Here is a 14,438-nt window from a genome sequence, read left to right as displayed (position 1 = left end):
AGGGGGGGGAGGGGAGGGGCCCACCCCCCCCCCCCCCCCCCCCCCCCCCCCCCCCCCCCCCCCTCCCCCCCCCCCCCCCCCCCCCCCCCCCCCGGGGCCGCGCGGCGGCCCGGCCGCCGGTGGTGGCTGCCGCTCCTGGTGGTCGTGCTGCTCGCGCAGATGGCCTTCGCGATGGTCACGACCGCCGTGCGGCAGACCCCGACCATCGACGAACCGGTGTACGTGGGCGCGGCCGCCGAGTACACGCACGAGCACCGGCTGCGCCACAACCCCGAGCATCCGCCGCTCGGCAAGCTGGTCATCGGGGCCGGGGTGGCGCTCGCGGATCCGCGCCTCGACCCCTCCTTCACCGGGGACCAGGGCAGGCTGGGGCGGCACCTGCTCTACGAGTCGGGCAACGACCCGTGGCGGCTGATGCTGTGGGCCCGCCTCCCCGTGATCGCGCTGACGCTGCTGTTCGGTCTGGTCGTGTTCGCCTTCGCCCGTGAACTGGCGGGGAGAGCAGGGGCGTTGGCCGCGCTGGCGTTGTACTGCTTCTCCCCCGACGTCATCGCCCACGGCTCACTCGCCACACTCGATGTGCCGGCCGCCGGGTTCGTGCTCACGTCGGCGTGGCTGCTGTGGCGGGCCCGCCGCGGACCGCGGCTGTATCTACCGCTCGCCGGGGTGGCGCTGGGGGCGGCCCTGGCGACGAAGATAAGCACACTCCCTGCTCTGCCGGTACTCATGGCGCTGGGCGCCCTTTCGGTGTGGCACGCGTCGGCGGGCGGCCGGGGCCGCGTTCTGGTGCGGGCGATGGCGGGCGCGGGTGTCGTGGCCCTGGCCGCGGTCGCGGTCGTGTGGGCCACGTATCTGATGGTCGATCCGCGGCTGCGTTGGACTCCCGAGCAGCATGTGCCGAACGTACGGGGGGTGCGGGGACTGCTGGTCGAGTTGCTGCCGTTCCCGGAGGCCTACCGGGACGGGATGCGGATCCAGTTCGGTCTGGAGAACCGTCCGTGGCAGGGGTTTCTGTTCGGGCGGCTGTACTCGGGCTCGCTCTGGTACTACCTGCCGTCCGCGCTGCTGGTGAAGACGCCGCTGGGGATGCTCGGCCTGTGGGTCTGCGGTGCGGTCGTGGTGATCGCGGTGCGGCGGTTGCGGCCGGCGGCACCGTATGTGCTGGCCGCGCCCGTGGTGCTGCTGCTGGCGGCCATGCAGGGGGCGCGGGACTTCGGCACGCGGTACGCCGTCTTCCTTCCGCTCTTTCTCGCGGTGGGGGCGGGTTGCGTTCTCGTGGTGCGACGACTGTGGGTGTCCGGTCTGGTGGGGGCGCTGGTGGTGTTCGTCGCGGTCAGTTCGGTGCGTACGTTTCCCTACTATCTGCCGTACTCCAACGAGGCGTTCGGCGGGCCGGGCAGGACGCGGGAGCGGTTGCACGACTCCAATGTGGACTGGGGGCAGGACCTCGGGCGGCTCGCGGAGCGGTTGCGGGAGGAACGGTACGCGGATGAGCGGGTGTGGCTCGTGTACAAGGGCAGCGGGGTGCCGGGCGCCTACGGCGTCGAGGCCGGGGATCCGCGTGGGGTGCCCGTCGGTGATGTGCGGGGTTTGCTGGTGGTGTCCGACTCGGCTGCCGCGAAGGCGACGGGGCGGCTGGCCGGGTTGATCCGCGGCAGCCGCCCCGTCGACGACGTCGGGCACTCGATCACGATCTATCGCCGTTGAGGGTGCGTCCGGTCTCAGTGTGCCGCGTCGAAGAAGCCGTCGACGCTCACGTGCTCCATGACGCGACTGGCCACTCGGTAGCGGCCGTTGGGGACCTCCGGGCACCTGGCGACGTGTACCGCGAGCGGGCCCGCGAACTCGTAGCCCTTGCGTTCCGCGTGGCGGGCCAGGCTGTCGGTGAGGGCCTGGCACACATGGGTGCTGTGGCTGGCCAGTCGGTCGTGCACCTCGTCGGCGAGTTCCACGTCGTAGGCGTTGGGGACCATGACGCGGCCCTGCCCGCACACGACGGTGTTGTCGTCGCACTCGCGTCGCAGGGCGTCGACGACCTCGACCGGGTCCTTGTCGAGGACCCGCGCCCACAAGGCGTCCCAGCGATTTTCCAGTGTCTCTTCCAGCGCACTCAGCGCGCCCATACGGTGTCACCTGCCGGTAGCTTCGTCGGTTCGGTCGGAGTGGCCGGAGTCGTCGGGGTGGTGCTATCGCTCGTCGTAGTCGTCGGGGCGCACCTCGGCCTCCTCCAGCGCCTCGCGCAGCGTGCGGCCGGTGGCGCCCGGCGGCCGGGACGGGTTCTCGTCCCGGTGCTCCGGGATCTCGTCCGTGGTCTGCGTCCTGGCCCGGTTCCCCTCGGGGACGGTCATGGCGGTGGCTCCTCTCGGGATCTTCTGTGGCGGCGGGTTCCCGCGCCGCCGCCGGGTATCCACGCGCCGGGCATCTCATGTGCTGTCCGGAGAAGCCCTGGTCACCACGGTGCGTGGGCTATGTTGAACGTCAATGGGAGACGAAGGAGGCGCACCGGTGCCATCGCCGCAGCAGGCACGCGCACAGGCATCCGCGATCACCTCGGGGAAGGCCGCACCCGAAGCGGAGGTCTCCCCGTCCTCCCAGCTGCGAACGCTCTTCGACCGTCCCCGGCTCTCCCCTGGTCAGCGGCGCATCGCTCAGTACCTCATCGAGCACATCACCGAGGCGGCGTTCCTGTCGATCACGGATCTCGCCGACCGGGTCGGCGTGAGCCAGCCCTCGGTGACGCGGTTCGCCTCGGCGGTCGGCTTCAGCGGGTACCCGGCGCTGCGGGAGAAGCTCCAGTCGATCGCGCTCGGCACCCTCGCGGGCGGCCCGGCCGAGGAGATCCGGGGCAACGAGCTGCAGGCGGCGGTCGACGCCGAGATCGAGAACCTGGAGAACCTGCGGCGCGATCTCGCCGATCCGAACCTGGTGATCGACATCGGCCGCAAGCTGTCGTCGTCGACCCCGCTGACGGTGCTCGGCCTGCGCATCTCCGTCTCGCTCGCCGAGTACTTCGCCTACGCCGCCCGGCGGATCCACCCGGACGTCAGACTCGTGACCCGGGGCGGCAGTGTCGCCTACGACGCGCTGCTGCAGTCGCGTGAGGCGGGCGGCACCTGGGTGCTGGCGTTCTCCATGCCCCGGCACGCACAGGAGACCCTGACGGCCGTGCGCGTGGCACGGGGTGCCGGGCTCAAGGTCGCGCTGATCACCGACCTGGCGCTCGGGCCGCTCGCGGACGAGGCCGACGTCGCCTTCGCCACCGGCACCGGATCGCGCCTGGTCTTCGACTCCTACGCGGCCCCGGGCGTGATGTGCTCGGCGCTGCTGCAGGCCATGACGGACGCGGACCCGGAGCGGACGCAGGCCCGGCTGGAGGAGTACGAACAGGTCGCCGACCAGCACCATTTCTTCCTCAGGGACTGAGGCACAGCCCACCTGACCGGTCACTGGACCAGACAAAGGGATCATCCGCAACAAAGCGCGCATGAATGTTTTCATGCTCCTTGCAAACCGGATGGCATATATAAATACTGCTCACGGATCGCGACCCGGCCCTACCGGATCCGTTCCGCACCCGAGGAGGCCGGGTCCTACCCACTCCGGCGTCCCGGGTGTCCGTGGCGGCCCCGGCCATCCCCTAGGCCGGGGCCGCCCCGACCCGTCGTCCACCCTCACGACGCCGCACACCCGGAAGCGATGATCATGCCCCTGACGACCACGCGCATCAGCCCGGACTGGCCCTGCCAGGTCAAGACCCCCGGGAGCTACGACTGGGAGCGCTCGGCGGCCAAGTGGCTGCGCGAGCTGGTGCCCACGCGCTACGGCGGCTACCCCGTGTTCATCCGCCACCCCGTCCTCCTCGCCCGGCACGCGCAGATCCAGGTCCAGCAGGAGATCCGGGTGGCCCGCACCGCCCTGCAGACCGCCCGCGCCGACCTGCCCGGTCTCGGCCTGCACGAGGGCGTCATCGAGCACACGATCAAGCTGTACGCGGCCGAGGTCATGCAGTTGCAGCACATCGCGCGCAGCGTCCGGGCCGTCAGCCAGGCGCTGGTGGAGGCGAACCGCCAGCCGTGACCCCGGGGACCCGGGGTGCATGACCCGCGCCGTGCGTGGCACACGTGACGGAATGAGCACCACCGAAGTCCGGCGCGGAGAGCCGGTGACCACAGTCCTGACCTGGCAGGTACGCCCCGGCCATGAGCGGGAGTTCGAGCGGTGGACGCACGGCATCGCCCGCTGCGCCAGGCAGTTCCCGGGCAACGAGGGCGTCTCCTGGCTGACGCCGGAGGACGGCCACCGCTTCCACGCGGTGCTGCGCTGGTCCGACCAGCACCGGCTGGCCGCCTGGCTGGATTCCGAGGAGCGGGCGCACTGACACCGGAGGATCGAGGACATCGCCACCGAGGTCAGCAGCGAGCGTCAGTCGACCACCGGGATGGAGACGTGGTTCAGCCTGCCGGGCACCACGGTGCAGGCACCGCCCCGGTGGAAAATGGTCCTCACGACGTTCCTCGGCGCCTATCCGTTCACCCTGCTCATCCAGTGGCTGGTGACGCCGCTGACCAGCGGCTGGCCGCTGCCGCTGCGGGCCGCCGTGTTCCCCCTGGTGCTGCTGCCGGTGCTGACCTATCTGGTGATGCCGAGGCTCAGCCGGCTGCTGCGGCTGTGGCTGTATCCACGCGACGGCCACTGACCAGCGCGGGGAGTCGGACGTGACGGGCGGGACGCCCCGAACGCGCCCGTGATCCGTGGTGACAGGGCAGTCTTCGAACGGGCCCGGATGTGCGATGCTCAACGCGTGACGAGCGAGCCCGTGAGGCCGGCGCAGCCCGGTGCCGCACCGGATCTGGTCGAACTGGCCAAGATCGTCGCCCGGCAGCGCGCCGAGCTGGACCGGCTGCGCGACCAGGCGGCGATGTCCGCTGTCGTGGAGCGGGCCACGGGCGCGGAGATGGCGCGGACCGGGTGTTCCGCGGACGCGGCCGGCGAGCGGTTGCTCCAGCGGGCCAAGGCGGCCCGTCACACCCTGCTGGAGGAGTGCTGGATCACGCTCGGCAGTCTGGCGCCGGCCGCGCCCGACCCGGGCGCGGCACCTGGTCCCGTCGGCACCGCGGGCCCCGGGTCCGCGGCGCCGACAAGGACGACCACGCCGGACGACGTCGCCGCCGCCCTGGCCCGCCTCGGCCAGGCCCTCGTCCGGGTGCCGACACCGCATGACCTCGCCGGGTGTCTGCTGGAGCATCTCGGGCCGGACATGGCGGCGGACGCGGTCATGCTCTACGCCCGCAGGCCCGACGGCGGTCTCGAACTGATCGGGCACGCCGGTATCGAGGACAAGCTGGCCGCCCAGTGGAGCCAGGTGCCGCCGCTGAGCGGGATCGCGGCGCTGGACGCGCTGCGGGCGGGCGAGCCGCGCTGGCTGGAGGACTTCGCGGCGGACTCCCGGCGGTACCTGCTGATCGGCGAGCCTCCCGAGCAGTGGCGGTCGCGTGCCTGGCTGCCCGTGACCGCTGCCGGTTCGGCGGAGGTCTGCGTCGGCGTGCTGCGCGGCCGAGCCGGGTCGTTCACGGCCCGCGACCGCGCTCACCTTCGGGGCGTCGCCGGGCTGTGCGCCGGGCGGCTGCGCGCCTTCGACGCACAGCCGGAGCGGCCCGCCGACGCCGCCACGGACGTGGTGCAGACGCTGTTCGACGCGCTGCCCCTCGCGGCGATGCTGCTCACCCCGCTCAGCGCCGAGACGGGCGAGACCGAGGACTTCCGGGTGGAGGCCGCGACCGCGCAGGCGGGCGATCTGCTGGGCCGTCCCGGTGAGGAGCTGGCCGGGCGGCGGCTGCTGGAGTTCCGGCCCGCCCTGGTGGGCGAGCCGCTGTGGTGGGGCTGCGTGCACACGCTGACCACCGGGGAGCCGTACGAGAGCGAGCCGTTCGCGCACGAGGAGGTCCTGGCGGGCATCGCCGCGCTGTCCACGTACTCGGCGCGGGTGGCTCGGCTGGGGGACGCGCTGGTCGTCAGCTGGGTCCGGCACGGCTCCTCCGACCGGCAGGAGCAGCGGCTCGCGGATCTCCAGCGGCTGGGCAACCTCGGCTGGGCGAACTGGAACCTGGCGACGCTGGAGGCCTCCTGGTCGACCCAGGTGTTCGCCATCTTCGGCCGGGACTCCGCGGACGGCCCGGTGGGGCTCGCCGGTCTTCCGGGGCTCGCGCTGCCCGAGGACGCGCCGGCGCTGACCCGTGCCGTCCGCGCACTCGTCCAGGACGGGCGGGCGTTCGACCTGCCGTTCCGCATCAGGACGTCCGGTGTCGTCCGGCACCTGCGCCTGGTGGCCGAGACCGTGGCCGACACGCACGGCACGCCCGTCGAAGTGCACGGTGTCGTGCAGGACTTGACCGCCCGGCGGCGGGCGGAGCTGGCCCTGGTCGAGAGCGAGCAGGCGATCCTCACGCAGAACGACGTGCTCCGGGCCGAGCGGACCCTGGCGTCCCGGCTTCAGCACGCGCTGCTGCCGATGTCCAACCGGCCGGTGCAACTGGCGGGACTGCGGGTCGAGGTCGCCTATCTGCCCGCCCAGTCGGGTGTGCACGTCGGCGGTGACTGGTTCAGCGCCGTGGAACTGCCCGACGACGGCGCGCTGCTGGTGGTCGGCGATGTCGCCGGGCACGGTGTCGGCGCCGTCGCCACGATGGCCCAGCTCCGCTTCACCGCGAAGGGCATGGTCATCACCGGCTCGTCGCTGACCGGCGCGCTCGCCCGGCTGAACACGCTGCTGCTGCACTCCCGTGACTCCCATGCGACGGCCACGATGGTGCTGGCCCGCTACAACCCCCGGCAGCGGCGCCTGGTCTGGACCCAGGCCGGGCATCCCCCGCCGCTGCTGCTGCGGGACGGGGAGGCGCGGTATCTGCGCCGGCCCCGCGGCATGGTGCTCGGGGCGACCTCCACGCCGGTGTACGAAGAGGCGGAGTGCCGCCTCGAACCGGGCGACCGGCTCATCCTCTTCACCGACGGCCTGGTCGAGCACCCTCCGGAGAGTATCGACCGGGGTCTGGAGCGGCTCGCCGAGGCCGTGGCGGCTCCGCACACCGACGGGCCCGGGTCGCTCGGGCCGTTGCTCGCGCAGATGCTGCCGGAGGAGCGGCGGGACGACGTGTGCGTCGTGGACGTCCGGGTTCCGAGGGTGCGGGAGCCGTTCACGGGCCCGGGGTGAAGCCGGTCGGCCCCGCCGTACCGCACCTCTTCCCAGCCGTTGCACGGCGTTCGAAGTGCGGGGCGCGAGATCAGTCGACCGGGTGACCGGGCGCGATGGTGTGGGCGTCGGACAGGCGCAGCAGGGGACCGTCGTAGGCCTCCTGTCCGCCCCACTCGACCGGGTCGAGAACGAAGCCGATGTGGTCACCGCCGCCGGCACGTGTCACGATCCGGCCGACGAACCAGGCCGGCACGTCCTCCAGGACGACGGCCCCGCCGTACGCCTCCCGCGACCGCACCCCCTGGAACTTGTCGGTCCGGTCGCCGGTCCGCCCGCCGAACAGCTCGGCGAGGCCGCGTTGTTCACGGGCGAGCAGATGCACGGCGAGCACCTCGGCGTTCCGGGCCACCCGGAAGGTGTGGTTGAGCTCGGACAGCCACACCACGAACCGCGCGGGCCGGATCGAGCACTGCGAGGCGAACCCGACCAGACAGCCCGCCCGTTCACCCCCCGCGACGGCCGTGACCACGCACAGGTCGGGATCCAGCCGGCCGACGAACGCGTCCATGCCCACACCACTACTCCTCCACCACGGTGGCTGACGCCCCTCGGCATCACCTCACCATGCCGGGGGTGGGGGTGCCATCCCGGGGCGATGCCCGTCAGCTCGTGTTCGCTGCTGTGCGGGATTCCAGTGCCGTGCGGGTGTCGTTGCCGTAGACGCCCGTTTCGTCGCCGCGGATGCCGTACCAGAGCTGGAAGCGGGCGACCGCGGCGGTCAGGGTGGGGTCGTAGCTGCCGTTGGTGGAGCCGTCGCGGTAGACGTCCGGGATGCGCAGGAGGCGTTCCTGGAGTTCGGTCACCTCGGGGCCGCTGGAACCCTCGCGGAGGGTGCCGGGGCCGTCGGGGTCGGCCGGAGCCGCGGCGGGTGGGGTGGGTGTCGGGGTGGGGGCGGGGGCGGACGCGGTCGGGCGGGGTGCGGGAGCCGCGTTGTCCGCGGTCTTCTCGCCCCCGCGGAGCAGCAGCGCACCGCCGAAACCGATCACCGCCGCCGCGACGACCGCCACCGCGACGGCGGCGCGGCGCAGTCCGGATCCGGGGCGTGCGGCATGGCGGTCACGGTGGGCGCGAGTGACCGGCGGGATCTCCTGCGTCAGGGCCTCGGAGCCGGGCGGCGGTCCCGGCAGAGCGACGGACTCATAGCCGCCGGACTCAGGGCCGCCCGATGCGGAGGCGGTCTGTTCCCGGTACTCCCGCATCAGTTCCGCCAGCCCGTCGGTGCGGCGGGGCCGCAGGACGCGGATGGGTTCCAGGGCAGGGCCGTCGTGCGGCTGCCGGGGCTCGGACGGTGTCGACACGTTGCCCTCCTTCCGTCCGGGCTCGCAGGCGCCCGTCTTCGAGGATCGTTCCGCCGCTAGATACGCGGCTGCCGCGCCAGGAGTTCAGAGAGCACTCAGTTCCTCCCTGTGACTGCACTGAGTGCCATGAGCGGCCTTTCGGGTGCTACGTTCCAGCCCATGAGCTCCGAGAAAGCCGACCTCGGGAACGGAAAGCCGCCCATGCGGGACGCCCTGGTGGCGGCGGCCTTCCAGCTGTTCCTCGAACGGGGTTACGAGCAGACCACCGTCGACGACATCGTGGCGCTCGCCGGCGTCGGACGGCGCTCGTTCTTCCGCTACTTCCCCTCCAAGGAGGACGTGGTCTTCCCGGACCACGAGCGCTGCCTGGCCGACATGACCGCCTTCCTGGCGGAGGGCTCCGACGACGACGAGCCGGTGCGGCGGGTCTGCGACGCGGCCCGGCTCGTGCTGCGGATGTACGCCGAGAACCCGACGTTCTCCGTGCAGCGCTACCGCCTGACCAAGCAGGTCCCCGGGCTGCGCGCCTACGAACTGTCGGTGGTGTGGCGCTACGAGCGCGCCCTCGCCGAGTACCTGCGCCGGCGTTTCGCGGCCCGCCGGGACGGCACCCTGCAGGCCGACGTGATCGCGGCGGCGGTGGTCGCCGCACACAACAACGCGCTGCGCTCCTGGCTGCGTTCGGACGGACACGACGAGGCGGGCGCCACCGTGGATCACGCGCTGGCGTACGTGCAGTCCGCGTTCGGCGGCGCGCCTGCGCCCGTGGCGGAACCGCAGCCGGAGGACGTGGTCGTGGTCGTCTCGCGGCGCGGAGCACCTCTGTGGCGGGTCGTGCAGGAGATCGAGTCGACCCTGGGGCGGCGCTGAGGGTCCGCACATTTGAGGGTACGGAGTGCCTTTACGAGTGGCACTGAGTGCCATACGCTGTGCTGCGTGCACGGTGGCACGGCGAACCGGGCACGCGTGTGCGCGGGGGACCGCGCACCCGGGATTCCGCCCGAGTGCAGGGAGTTGACCAGCGTGTACCACCACTCAGGAAGCGTCGCTCAGCAGACAGCCGGCTCCTCGACGGGTCTCCTGGCCCCGAGAGGCCAGGACACGGATGCCATCCTCTTCCAGCGCTGCACCTGGTGCGGCACCGCCATGTTCCACCGCCTGCTGTGTCCGGTCTGCCGGGGCAGCGACCTGCGGACGGAGCGCAGCGAGGGCACGGGCACGGTGCGCCACTCCACGGTGGTGCACCGCAACACGCCCGCGGCGCGCAATGTGTCCATGATCGAGATGGCCGAGGGGTTCGTCGTGCGCGGCCGGGTGATGGGCCCGCCGATCGGCATCCACAGCGGGGACCGGGTACGGCTGTCCACCGCCAAGGACCCGGTACGGAGCGAGCCGGTCTTCCAGTTGCTCGACGAGCCGTACCGGGCCTGGAGCTGACCGCCCTTCAGCCTGCGGGCTCAGGCCCTACAGCCCGGGGGCTCACCATTTCAGGGCGCGAGAACGATCCGCAGGCCCACGGTGGCGTCCAGGCCCCGGCGCAGCCGGCTGCCGAGCAGGGTGAGCCGGCCCATGAGGCCGTACTTGCGGGCGATCAGCTTCCGGTAGCGGGCGGTGGTGGCCGGGTCGCAGATCTCCGCCGTCGCGGGCACCTGCTCGCCGGTGGGGTTGCCGCGCAGGTCACAGGGGCCGACCAGGACGTCGGCGCGGTTGCGGATCCGCTTCACCTTCCAGGAGTCGGCCACCGTCCAGGCGCCGAGCGCTTCACCGTCGCGTACCACCCAGACGGGGGTGGCGACCGGCGTACCGTTCTTGCGGTAGCTGGTGATCAGCAGGTACTTGCCCGCACCCAGTTCGTCCAGCGCACTGTCGTCCATGGCGGGCAGTGTACGAGCGTGACCCGCGCGGCGCGCCCCGGGGTCAGCGCAGCGCGGCGGCCGTTCTGCGCACCGCCTCCGTGATCACCTCCGGCGAGGTCGCCAGGTTCAGGCGGACGTGCCCGGCGCCGCCGGTGCCGAAGGGCAGGCCGGAGTTGAGGGCCACGCGGCCGCGGTGCAGGAAGACGTCCGCCGGATCGTCGCCGAGGCCGAGCGCACGGCAGTCGAGCCAGGCGAGGTAGGTGGCATCGCCCGGGCGGTAGCGGATCGCGGGCAGGTGCTCGGCCAGCAGGTCCGCGAGCAGCCGCCGATTGGTCTCGAGGCCGGTCAGCAGGGCGTCCAGCCAGGCGACTCCCTCCCGCAGGGCGGCGGTGTGGGCGATGATGCCGACGTGGCTCGGGCCGTGCCCGACCTCCTCGGGCATGCGCGCCAGGTCGGCGGCAGCCCCGGGTCCGGCGATCGCGAGGGCGGCCTTGAGCCCGGCGAGGTTCCAGGCCTTCGAGGCCGACATCAGCGACAGGCCGCGCTCGGCGCCCGGCACGCTCAGGTACGGCACGAAGTCCGTGCCCCCGACGACGAGCGGCGCGTGGATCTCGTCGGCGACGACCCGCACGCCGTACCGCTCGGCGAGCGCGGCCACGGCGGACAGTTCCTCCGCCGTGTGGACGGCGCCGGTCGGGTTGTGCGGGCTGCACAGCAGGTAGGCGGCCCGGCCCCCGTCGGCGACCGCCGACCGGAACGTTTCCTCCAGGACGCCGAGGTCGATGCGCCCGTCCGCCCCGAGCGGGGCCTCCACCACACGCCGGTCCATATGCGCGATGAACTGGTAGAACGGCGGGTACACCGGCGGGTTCACGACCACCGCGTCCCCGTTCCCGGTGACCAGCCTGAGCATCTCGACGACGCCCAGCATGACGTCGGGCACGATCGCGGTGCGCTCCACGGCGAGCCCGTCCCAGTTCCACCGCTTCTCGGCGAAGGCGGCCAGCGCCTCCGCGTAGGCCGTGCCGGCGGGGTAGCCGGTGTCCCCGAGGTCGAGAGCGTCGGTGACGGCCCGCACCACGGGCTCGGCGAGCGGCACGTCCATCTCGGCCACCCACAGGGGCAGCACGTCCTCGGGGTAGGTGCGCCACTTCATGCTCGTGCGGCGGCGGAGGCGGTCGAGCGTGAGGGCTTCCAGGGGATTCGGTTCACCGGACGTCTCGTGCGGGATCCTGGTCATGGGCACACGATAGGGGGCTGCGCGGTGAGCGGGAATCTTGCGGACGGGGAGCGGGGAGGGCCGGCGGGCCCGTTCCTGGAGATCGCCTGCGACGAGTCGGGGTCGGACGGCGAGAACCTCACCGGCGGGAACACGGACGTGTTCGCCCACGCCAGTGTCTCGCTGTCCGTGCAGTCGGCCGCGGCGGCCGTGCGGGAGATCCGGGACCGGATCCGGTCACCCGCCGAGGAGTACAAGGCGAACCACCTGCTGCGGGAGAAGCACCGCGCGGTGCTGGAGTGGCTGCTGGTGCCGGAGGGACCGATGCACGGGCGGGCGCGGGTGCATCTCATGGAGAAGGCGTTCTTCGTGGTGGACCGGGCGGCCGGCCTGCTGCTGGACGACCCCGGCGCGGCCGTCGTCCTGTTCCGCGGGGGACGCCGGACCTTCGGGGAGGAGGGCTGGCGGGCGTTCCTGGAGGCGGCCAACCAGTTGCTGCGGGTCCGCAACAGCGGAGAGCCGGGCGCCCCTGTCGAGGGGTTCTACGACACGGTCGACGCCCTGCGGCAGGCGCATCCGCACACCGACGCCGGGAGGGTCCTGGCCCGGCTCGCGGCGACCCGGTCCCGCGCGGTGTCCTACCGGGCGGACTTCCTGGACGGACCGCCCCTGATCCCGGTGCTCAATCCGCTGCTCCCGGCGATCGTGCGGACGGCCGCGCTGTGGAGCGGGGACGGGCGGGAGGTCCGTCTGGTGCACGACCGGCAGAACATGCTGACGCCCGACCGCATCGCGTGGATCGAGGAGGCGGCGCTGCGGGCGGGGGCCGGCCTGGCCGGGCTGCGGCTCGTCGTCGCGCGCGAGGACGCGCGGGTGCAGGTGGCGGACTTCCTGGCCGGGATCGCCCGCAAGATCGCCTCCGACGAGCTGAACGGACGCGGCGACCCCGCGCTCACCGCCCTGCTGCGGCCCTACGTCGATCCGGCCTCGGTGTGGGGTGACACCCGCAGCCTGGCCCTGCTCGCCGCCCCGGCCGCTCCGGTCACCGGCCGGCGATGAAGAGATCACGCTCACGCTGAACACGGCACGGCTCCGCTCCGTATGGAGAACAGGGCGCTCAACTCAAGGAGGGCCCCGTGGTGTTCGCACCGCGATGTTCGGGTTCGGGAGCCATGCATGAGGCACGCACGACGACGGGTCGTCCGGCGAGTGACACAGCTGGCGGCCGTCGGCGGACTCCTCCTCGGAGGAACGATGGTCACCACCGCTGTGGCGAGCGAGCCCCCCGACCCTTCCGTCGGCGTCCCCTACTCGGCGAAGCCGGGCACGGGCATGGGCACCGACCTCGTGTCCCGGCTCGGGACCTCCCGCACGGCGGGCAGCTGGGTCGACTCGTCCGGGCGTCCGGTCGTCGCGGTCACCGACGAGGAGGCGGCCGCCGAGGTCAAGAGCGCGGGCGCCAAGGCGAAGATGGTGACCCACAGCCTGAGCGCCCTCAAGTCCGCGACGTCGACGCTGCGTTCGGCGCCACGGGTGGCCGGGACCTCCTGGGCCCTGGACTACCGGAACAACCAGGTCGTGGTACGGGGCGACAGGACGGTCTCCTCCTCCGACTGGTCCCGGCTGACCGAGGTCGCGGACGGCATCGGCGGCTTCGTGCGCATGGAGCGCACCGAGGGCACGTTCACGACGCGGATCAACGGCGCGGAGCCGATCCTGTCGACCGCCGGGCGCTGTTCGGCGGGCTTCAACGTGACCGACGGGAAGAGCGACTACATCCTCACGGCAGGGCACTGCGGACCCGACGGTTCCGTCTGGTTCTCCGACGACCGGGGCCGCGATCAGGTCGGCACCTCGCTGAAGGGGAGCTTCCCCGGCGACGACTACTCCCTGGTGAAGTACGACAGCGGCAAGGCGGGCAAGGGCGCGGAGGTCGTGGCGGTCGGCGAGGGCGAGGGGGTGCGGATCACGGGTGTGGCCGATGCCGAGGTCGGGAAGAAGATCTTCCGCAGCGGCAGCACCAGCGGGCTGCGCGAGGGTGAGGTGACCGCGCTGAACGCGACGGTCAACTACCCCGAGGGCACGGTCACCGGGCTGATCGAGACGAACGTGTGCGCCGAACCGGGCGACAGCGGTGGCCCGATGTTCGCCGACGGGATCGCGCTCGGCCTGACCTCGGGCGGCAGCGGGGACTGCAAGGCGGGCGGTACGACGTTCTTCCAGCCGGTGACGAAGGCGCTGACCGAGCTGGACGTCAAGCTGATCGTGGCCAAGCAGGCCGGTGGCGCCGCGCCCGCGCCGTCGGCCTCGGGTGCCGCCTCGCCCGGCTCGTCGGCACCGGTGACGGGCGAGGACGTGGCGGGCCTGCTGACCCGCCTCACCGACCCGCGCAACGTCGGCCCCGGCCTGCTGGTGATCGCGGGCAGCCTCCTCGCCCTGGTGGCGACCCGCTGGATCCGCTCGGAGCAGGACCGCAAGGCGTATCGGCAGTACTACGGGGCTACTTGGGGGTGATGGCTGCCGGGGGCACGGGGGCGGGTCCGCCGTGTCAGCGGACCTGGATGACGCTCAGGCCGCCGGCACGGGCTGCGGGGCCGCGGCGGCCCACTCCAGGACGAGCCGCCGGTACTCCTCGCGCTGCTCGACACTCAGTGTCCCGCCCGACCGGCGCCACAGGGCCCGGATCTCCTCGTTGACCTCGTCAGCCGATCGCTCGGATGAGGATTCAACAGTGGTGGACATGATGTGAAGCATACGGTCCTGGACGTGAAGGCGATGTGAGTAATCACGAGCCAAACGGGCATTCCGGACAGTGT

At 72.5% G+C, this 14,438-nt stretch carries 17 protein-coding genes; 10 read left to right on the top strand and 7 right to left on the bottom strand.

Annotated elements, in window-relative coordinates:
- The first annotated feature begins 159 nt into the window (after window positions 1-159).
- On the top strand, window positions 160-1,707 hold the full coding sequence (locus tag ACZ6I3_RS38465) for a phospholipid carrier-dependent glycosyltransferase (RefSeq protein WP_469421000.1): 1,548 nt from the start codon (window positions 160-162) through the stop codon (window positions 1,705-1,707).
- 14 nt (window positions 1,708-1,721) lie between these two features.
- Here the strand turns inward: ACZ6I3_RS38465 and ACZ6I3_RS38460 are convergent, their stop codons facing one another.
- Window positions 1,722-2,123 (bottom strand): DUF3662 domain-containing protein, encoded by a 402-nt coding sequence (locus ACZ6I3_RS38460; protein ID WP_189727609.1) that lies wholly within the window; start codon window positions 2,121-2,123, stop codon window positions 1,722-1,724.
- Between the two features lie 63 nt (window positions 2,124-2,186).
- Window positions 2,187-2,348, bottom strand: coding sequence for a hypothetical protein (locus ACZ6I3_RS38455; RefSeq protein ID WP_469420985.1), 162 nt, complete (start codon window positions 2,346-2,348; stop codon window positions 2,187-2,189).
- A 133-nt stretch (window positions 2,349-2,481) separates the two neighbouring features.
- Between ACZ6I3_RS38455 and ACZ6I3_RS38450 the strand changes: the two genes are divergently transcribed.
- The 5 genes from ACZ6I3_RS38450 (at window position 2,482) to ACZ6I3_RS38430 (ending at window position 7,207) form a co-directional block, all read left to right on the top strand.
- Complete coding sequence (locus ACZ6I3_RS38450) at window positions 2,482-3,423, top strand: MurR/RpiR family transcriptional regulator (protein WP_189727611.1); 942 nt, start codon at window positions 2,482-2,484, stop codon at window positions 3,421-3,423.
- Window positions 3,424-3,696: 273 nt separating this feature from the next.
- A complete protein-coding gene (locus ACZ6I3_RS38445; protein ID WP_469420984.1) occupies window positions 3,697-4,077 on the top strand; it encodes a hypothetical protein in 381 nt (126 codons plus the stop codon).
- 52 nt (window positions 4,078-4,129) lie between these two features.
- A complete protein-coding gene (locus ACZ6I3_RS38440; protein WP_469420983.1) occupies window positions 4,130-4,378 on the top strand; it encodes an antibiotic biosynthesis monooxygenase in 249 nt (82 codons plus the stop codon).
- 60 nt (window positions 4,379-4,438) lie between these two features.
- A complete protein-coding gene (locus ACZ6I3_RS38435) occupies window positions 4,439-4,696 on the top strand; it encodes a putative antibiotic biosynthesis monooxygenase (protein ID WP_469420982.1) in 258 nt (85 codons plus the stop codon).
- A gap of 87 nt (window positions 4,697-4,783) precedes the next feature.
- Complete coding sequence (locus ACZ6I3_RS38430; protein WP_469420981.1) at window positions 4,784-7,207, top strand: SpoIIE family protein phosphatase; 2,424 nt, start codon at window positions 4,784-4,786, stop codon at window positions 7,205-7,207.
- Window positions 7,208-7,277: 70 nt separating this feature from the next.
- Here ACZ6I3_RS38430 and ACZ6I3_RS38425 read toward each other — a convergent pair whose 3' ends face one another.
- Together ACZ6I3_RS38425 and ACZ6I3_RS38420 are read right to left on the bottom strand one after the other, a co-directional pair.
- Window positions 7,278-7,757 carry a flavin reductase family protein gene (locus tag ACZ6I3_RS38425; RefSeq protein ID WP_469420980.1) on the bottom strand — a complete coding sequence of 160 codons (480 nt, stop codon included), beginning with the start codon at window positions 7,755-7,757 and terminating at the stop codon, window positions 7,278-7,280.
- 94 nt (window positions 7,758-7,851) lie between these two features.
- Window positions 7,852-8,547, bottom strand: coding sequence for a peptidoglycan-binding domain-containing protein (locus ACZ6I3_RS38420; protein ID WP_469420979.1), 696 nt, complete (start codon window positions 8,545-8,547; stop codon window positions 7,852-7,854).
- 159 nt (window positions 8,548-8,706) lie between these two features.
- Here ACZ6I3_RS38420 and ACZ6I3_RS38415 point away from each other — a divergent pair, with 159 nt between their 5' ends.
- Window positions 8,707-9,417, top strand: coding sequence for a TetR family transcriptional regulator (locus tag ACZ6I3_RS38415; protein WP_469420978.1), 711 nt, complete (start codon window positions 8,707-8,709; stop codon window positions 9,415-9,417).
- A 153-nt stretch (window positions 9,418-9,570) separates the two neighbouring features.
- On the top strand, window positions 9,571-9,984 hold the full coding sequence (locus ACZ6I3_RS38410; RefSeq protein WP_469420977.1) for a Zn-ribbon domain-containing OB-fold protein: 414 nt from the start codon (window positions 9,571-9,573) through the stop codon (window positions 9,982-9,984).
- A gap of 50 nt (window positions 9,985-10,034) precedes the next feature.
- Here ACZ6I3_RS38410 and ACZ6I3_RS38405 read toward each other — a convergent pair whose 3' ends face one another.
- Together ACZ6I3_RS38405 and ACZ6I3_RS38400 are read right to left on the bottom strand one after the other, a co-directional pair.
- Window positions 10,035-10,421, bottom strand: coding sequence for a PPOX class F420-dependent oxidoreductase (locus ACZ6I3_RS38405; protein ID WP_469420976.1), 387 nt, complete (start codon window positions 10,419-10,421; stop codon window positions 10,035-10,037).
- Window positions 10,422-10,464: 43 nt separating this feature from the next.
- Window positions 10,465-11,643, bottom strand: a complete 1,179-nt coding sequence (locus ACZ6I3_RS38400) for a MalY/PatB family protein (RefSeq protein WP_469420975.1) — start codon at window positions 11,641-11,643, stop codon at window positions 10,465-10,467.
- Window positions 11,644-11,667: 24 nt separating this feature from the next.
- On the opposite strand from ACZ6I3_RS38400, the gene ACZ6I3_RS38395 reads away from it, so the two are divergent.
- Together ACZ6I3_RS38395 and ACZ6I3_RS38390 are read left to right on the top strand one after the other, a co-directional pair.
- Window positions 11,668-12,681, top strand: a complete 1,014-nt coding sequence (locus ACZ6I3_RS38395; RefSeq protein ID WP_469420974.1) for a hypothetical protein — start codon at window positions 11,668-11,670, stop codon at window positions 12,679-12,681.
- A gap of 117 nt (window positions 12,682-12,798) precedes the next feature.
- Window positions 12,799-14,136 carry a S1 family peptidase gene (locus ACZ6I3_RS38390; RefSeq protein ID WP_469420973.1) on the top strand — a complete coding sequence of 446 codons (1,338 nt, stop codon included), beginning with the start codon at window positions 12,799-12,801 and terminating at the stop codon, window positions 14,134-14,136.
- Between the two features lie 54 nt (window positions 14,137-14,190).
- On the opposite strand, the gene ACZ6I3_RS38385 is transcribed toward ACZ6I3_RS38390, so the two are convergent.
- A complete protein-coding gene (locus tag ACZ6I3_RS38385) occupies window positions 14,191-14,376 on the bottom strand; it encodes a hypothetical protein (protein WP_469420972.1) in 186 nt (61 codons plus the stop codon).
- Window positions 14,377-14,438 lie beyond the last annotated feature (62 nt).

Source organism: Streptomyces sp. NPDC041940 (assembly GCF_055589465.1).
The sequence above is the reverse complement of the archived record's forward strand: the minus strand, read 5'-3'. Positions and strand labels throughout refer to the sequence as shown.

Bases quoted from the DNA above. Each gene is read 5' to 3' on its own strand.
- ACZ6I3_RS38415 (WP_469420978.1), top strand. From the start codon at position 8,707: ATGAGCTCCGAGAAAGCCGACCTCGGGAACGGAAAGCCGCCCATGCGG.
- ACZ6I3_RS38445 (WP_469420984.1), top strand. From the start codon at position 3,697: ATGATCATGCCCCTGACGACCACGCGCATCAGCCCGGACTGGCCCTGC.
- ACZ6I3_RS38430 (WP_469420981.1), top strand. From the start codon at position 4,784: ATGTGCGATGCTCAACGCGTGACGAGCGAGCCCGTGAGGCCGGCGCAG.
- ACZ6I3_RS38390 (WP_469420973.1), top strand. From the start codon at position 12,799: ATGAGGCACGCACGACGACGGGTCGTCCGGCGAGTGACACAGCTGGCG.
- ACZ6I3_RS38400 (WP_469420975.1), bottom strand. From the start codon at position 11,643: ATGACCAGGATCCCGCACGAGACGTCCGGTGAACCGAATCCCCTGGAA.
- ACZ6I3_RS38450 (WP_189727611.1), top strand. From the start codon at position 2,482: ATGGGAGACGAAGGAGGCGCACCGGTGCCATCGCCGCAGCAGGCACGC.
- ACZ6I3_RS38425 (WP_469420980.1), bottom strand. From the start codon at position 7,757: ATGGACGCGTTCGTCGGCCGGCTGGATCCCGACCTGTGCGTGGTCACG.
- ACZ6I3_RS38460 (WP_189727609.1), bottom strand. From the start codon at position 2,123: ATGGGCGCGCTGAGTGCGCTGGAAGAGACACTGGAAAATCGCTGGGAC.
- ACZ6I3_RS38465 (WP_469421000.1), top strand. From the start codon at position 160: ATGGCCTTCGCGATGGTCACGACCGCCGTGCGGCAGACCCCGACCATC.
- ACZ6I3_RS38405 (WP_469420976.1), bottom strand. From the start codon at position 10,421: ATGGACGACAGTGCGCTGGACGAACTGGGTGCGGGCAAGTACCTGCTG.
- ACZ6I3_RS38440 (WP_469420983.1), top strand. From the start codon at position 4,130: ATGAGCACCACCGAAGTCCGGCGCGGAGAGCCGGTGACCACAGTCCTG.
- ACZ6I3_RS38435 (WP_469420982.1), top strand. From the start codon at position 4,439: ATGGAGACGTGGTTCAGCCTGCCGGGCACCACGGTGCAGGCACCGCCC.
- ACZ6I3_RS38385 (WP_469420972.1), bottom strand. From the start codon at position 14,376: ATGCTTCACATCATGTCCACCACTGTTGAATCCTCATCCGAGCGATCG.
- ACZ6I3_RS38455 (WP_469420985.1), bottom strand. From the start codon at position 2,348: ATGACCGTCCCCGAGGGGAACCGGGCCAGGACGCAGACCACGGACGAG.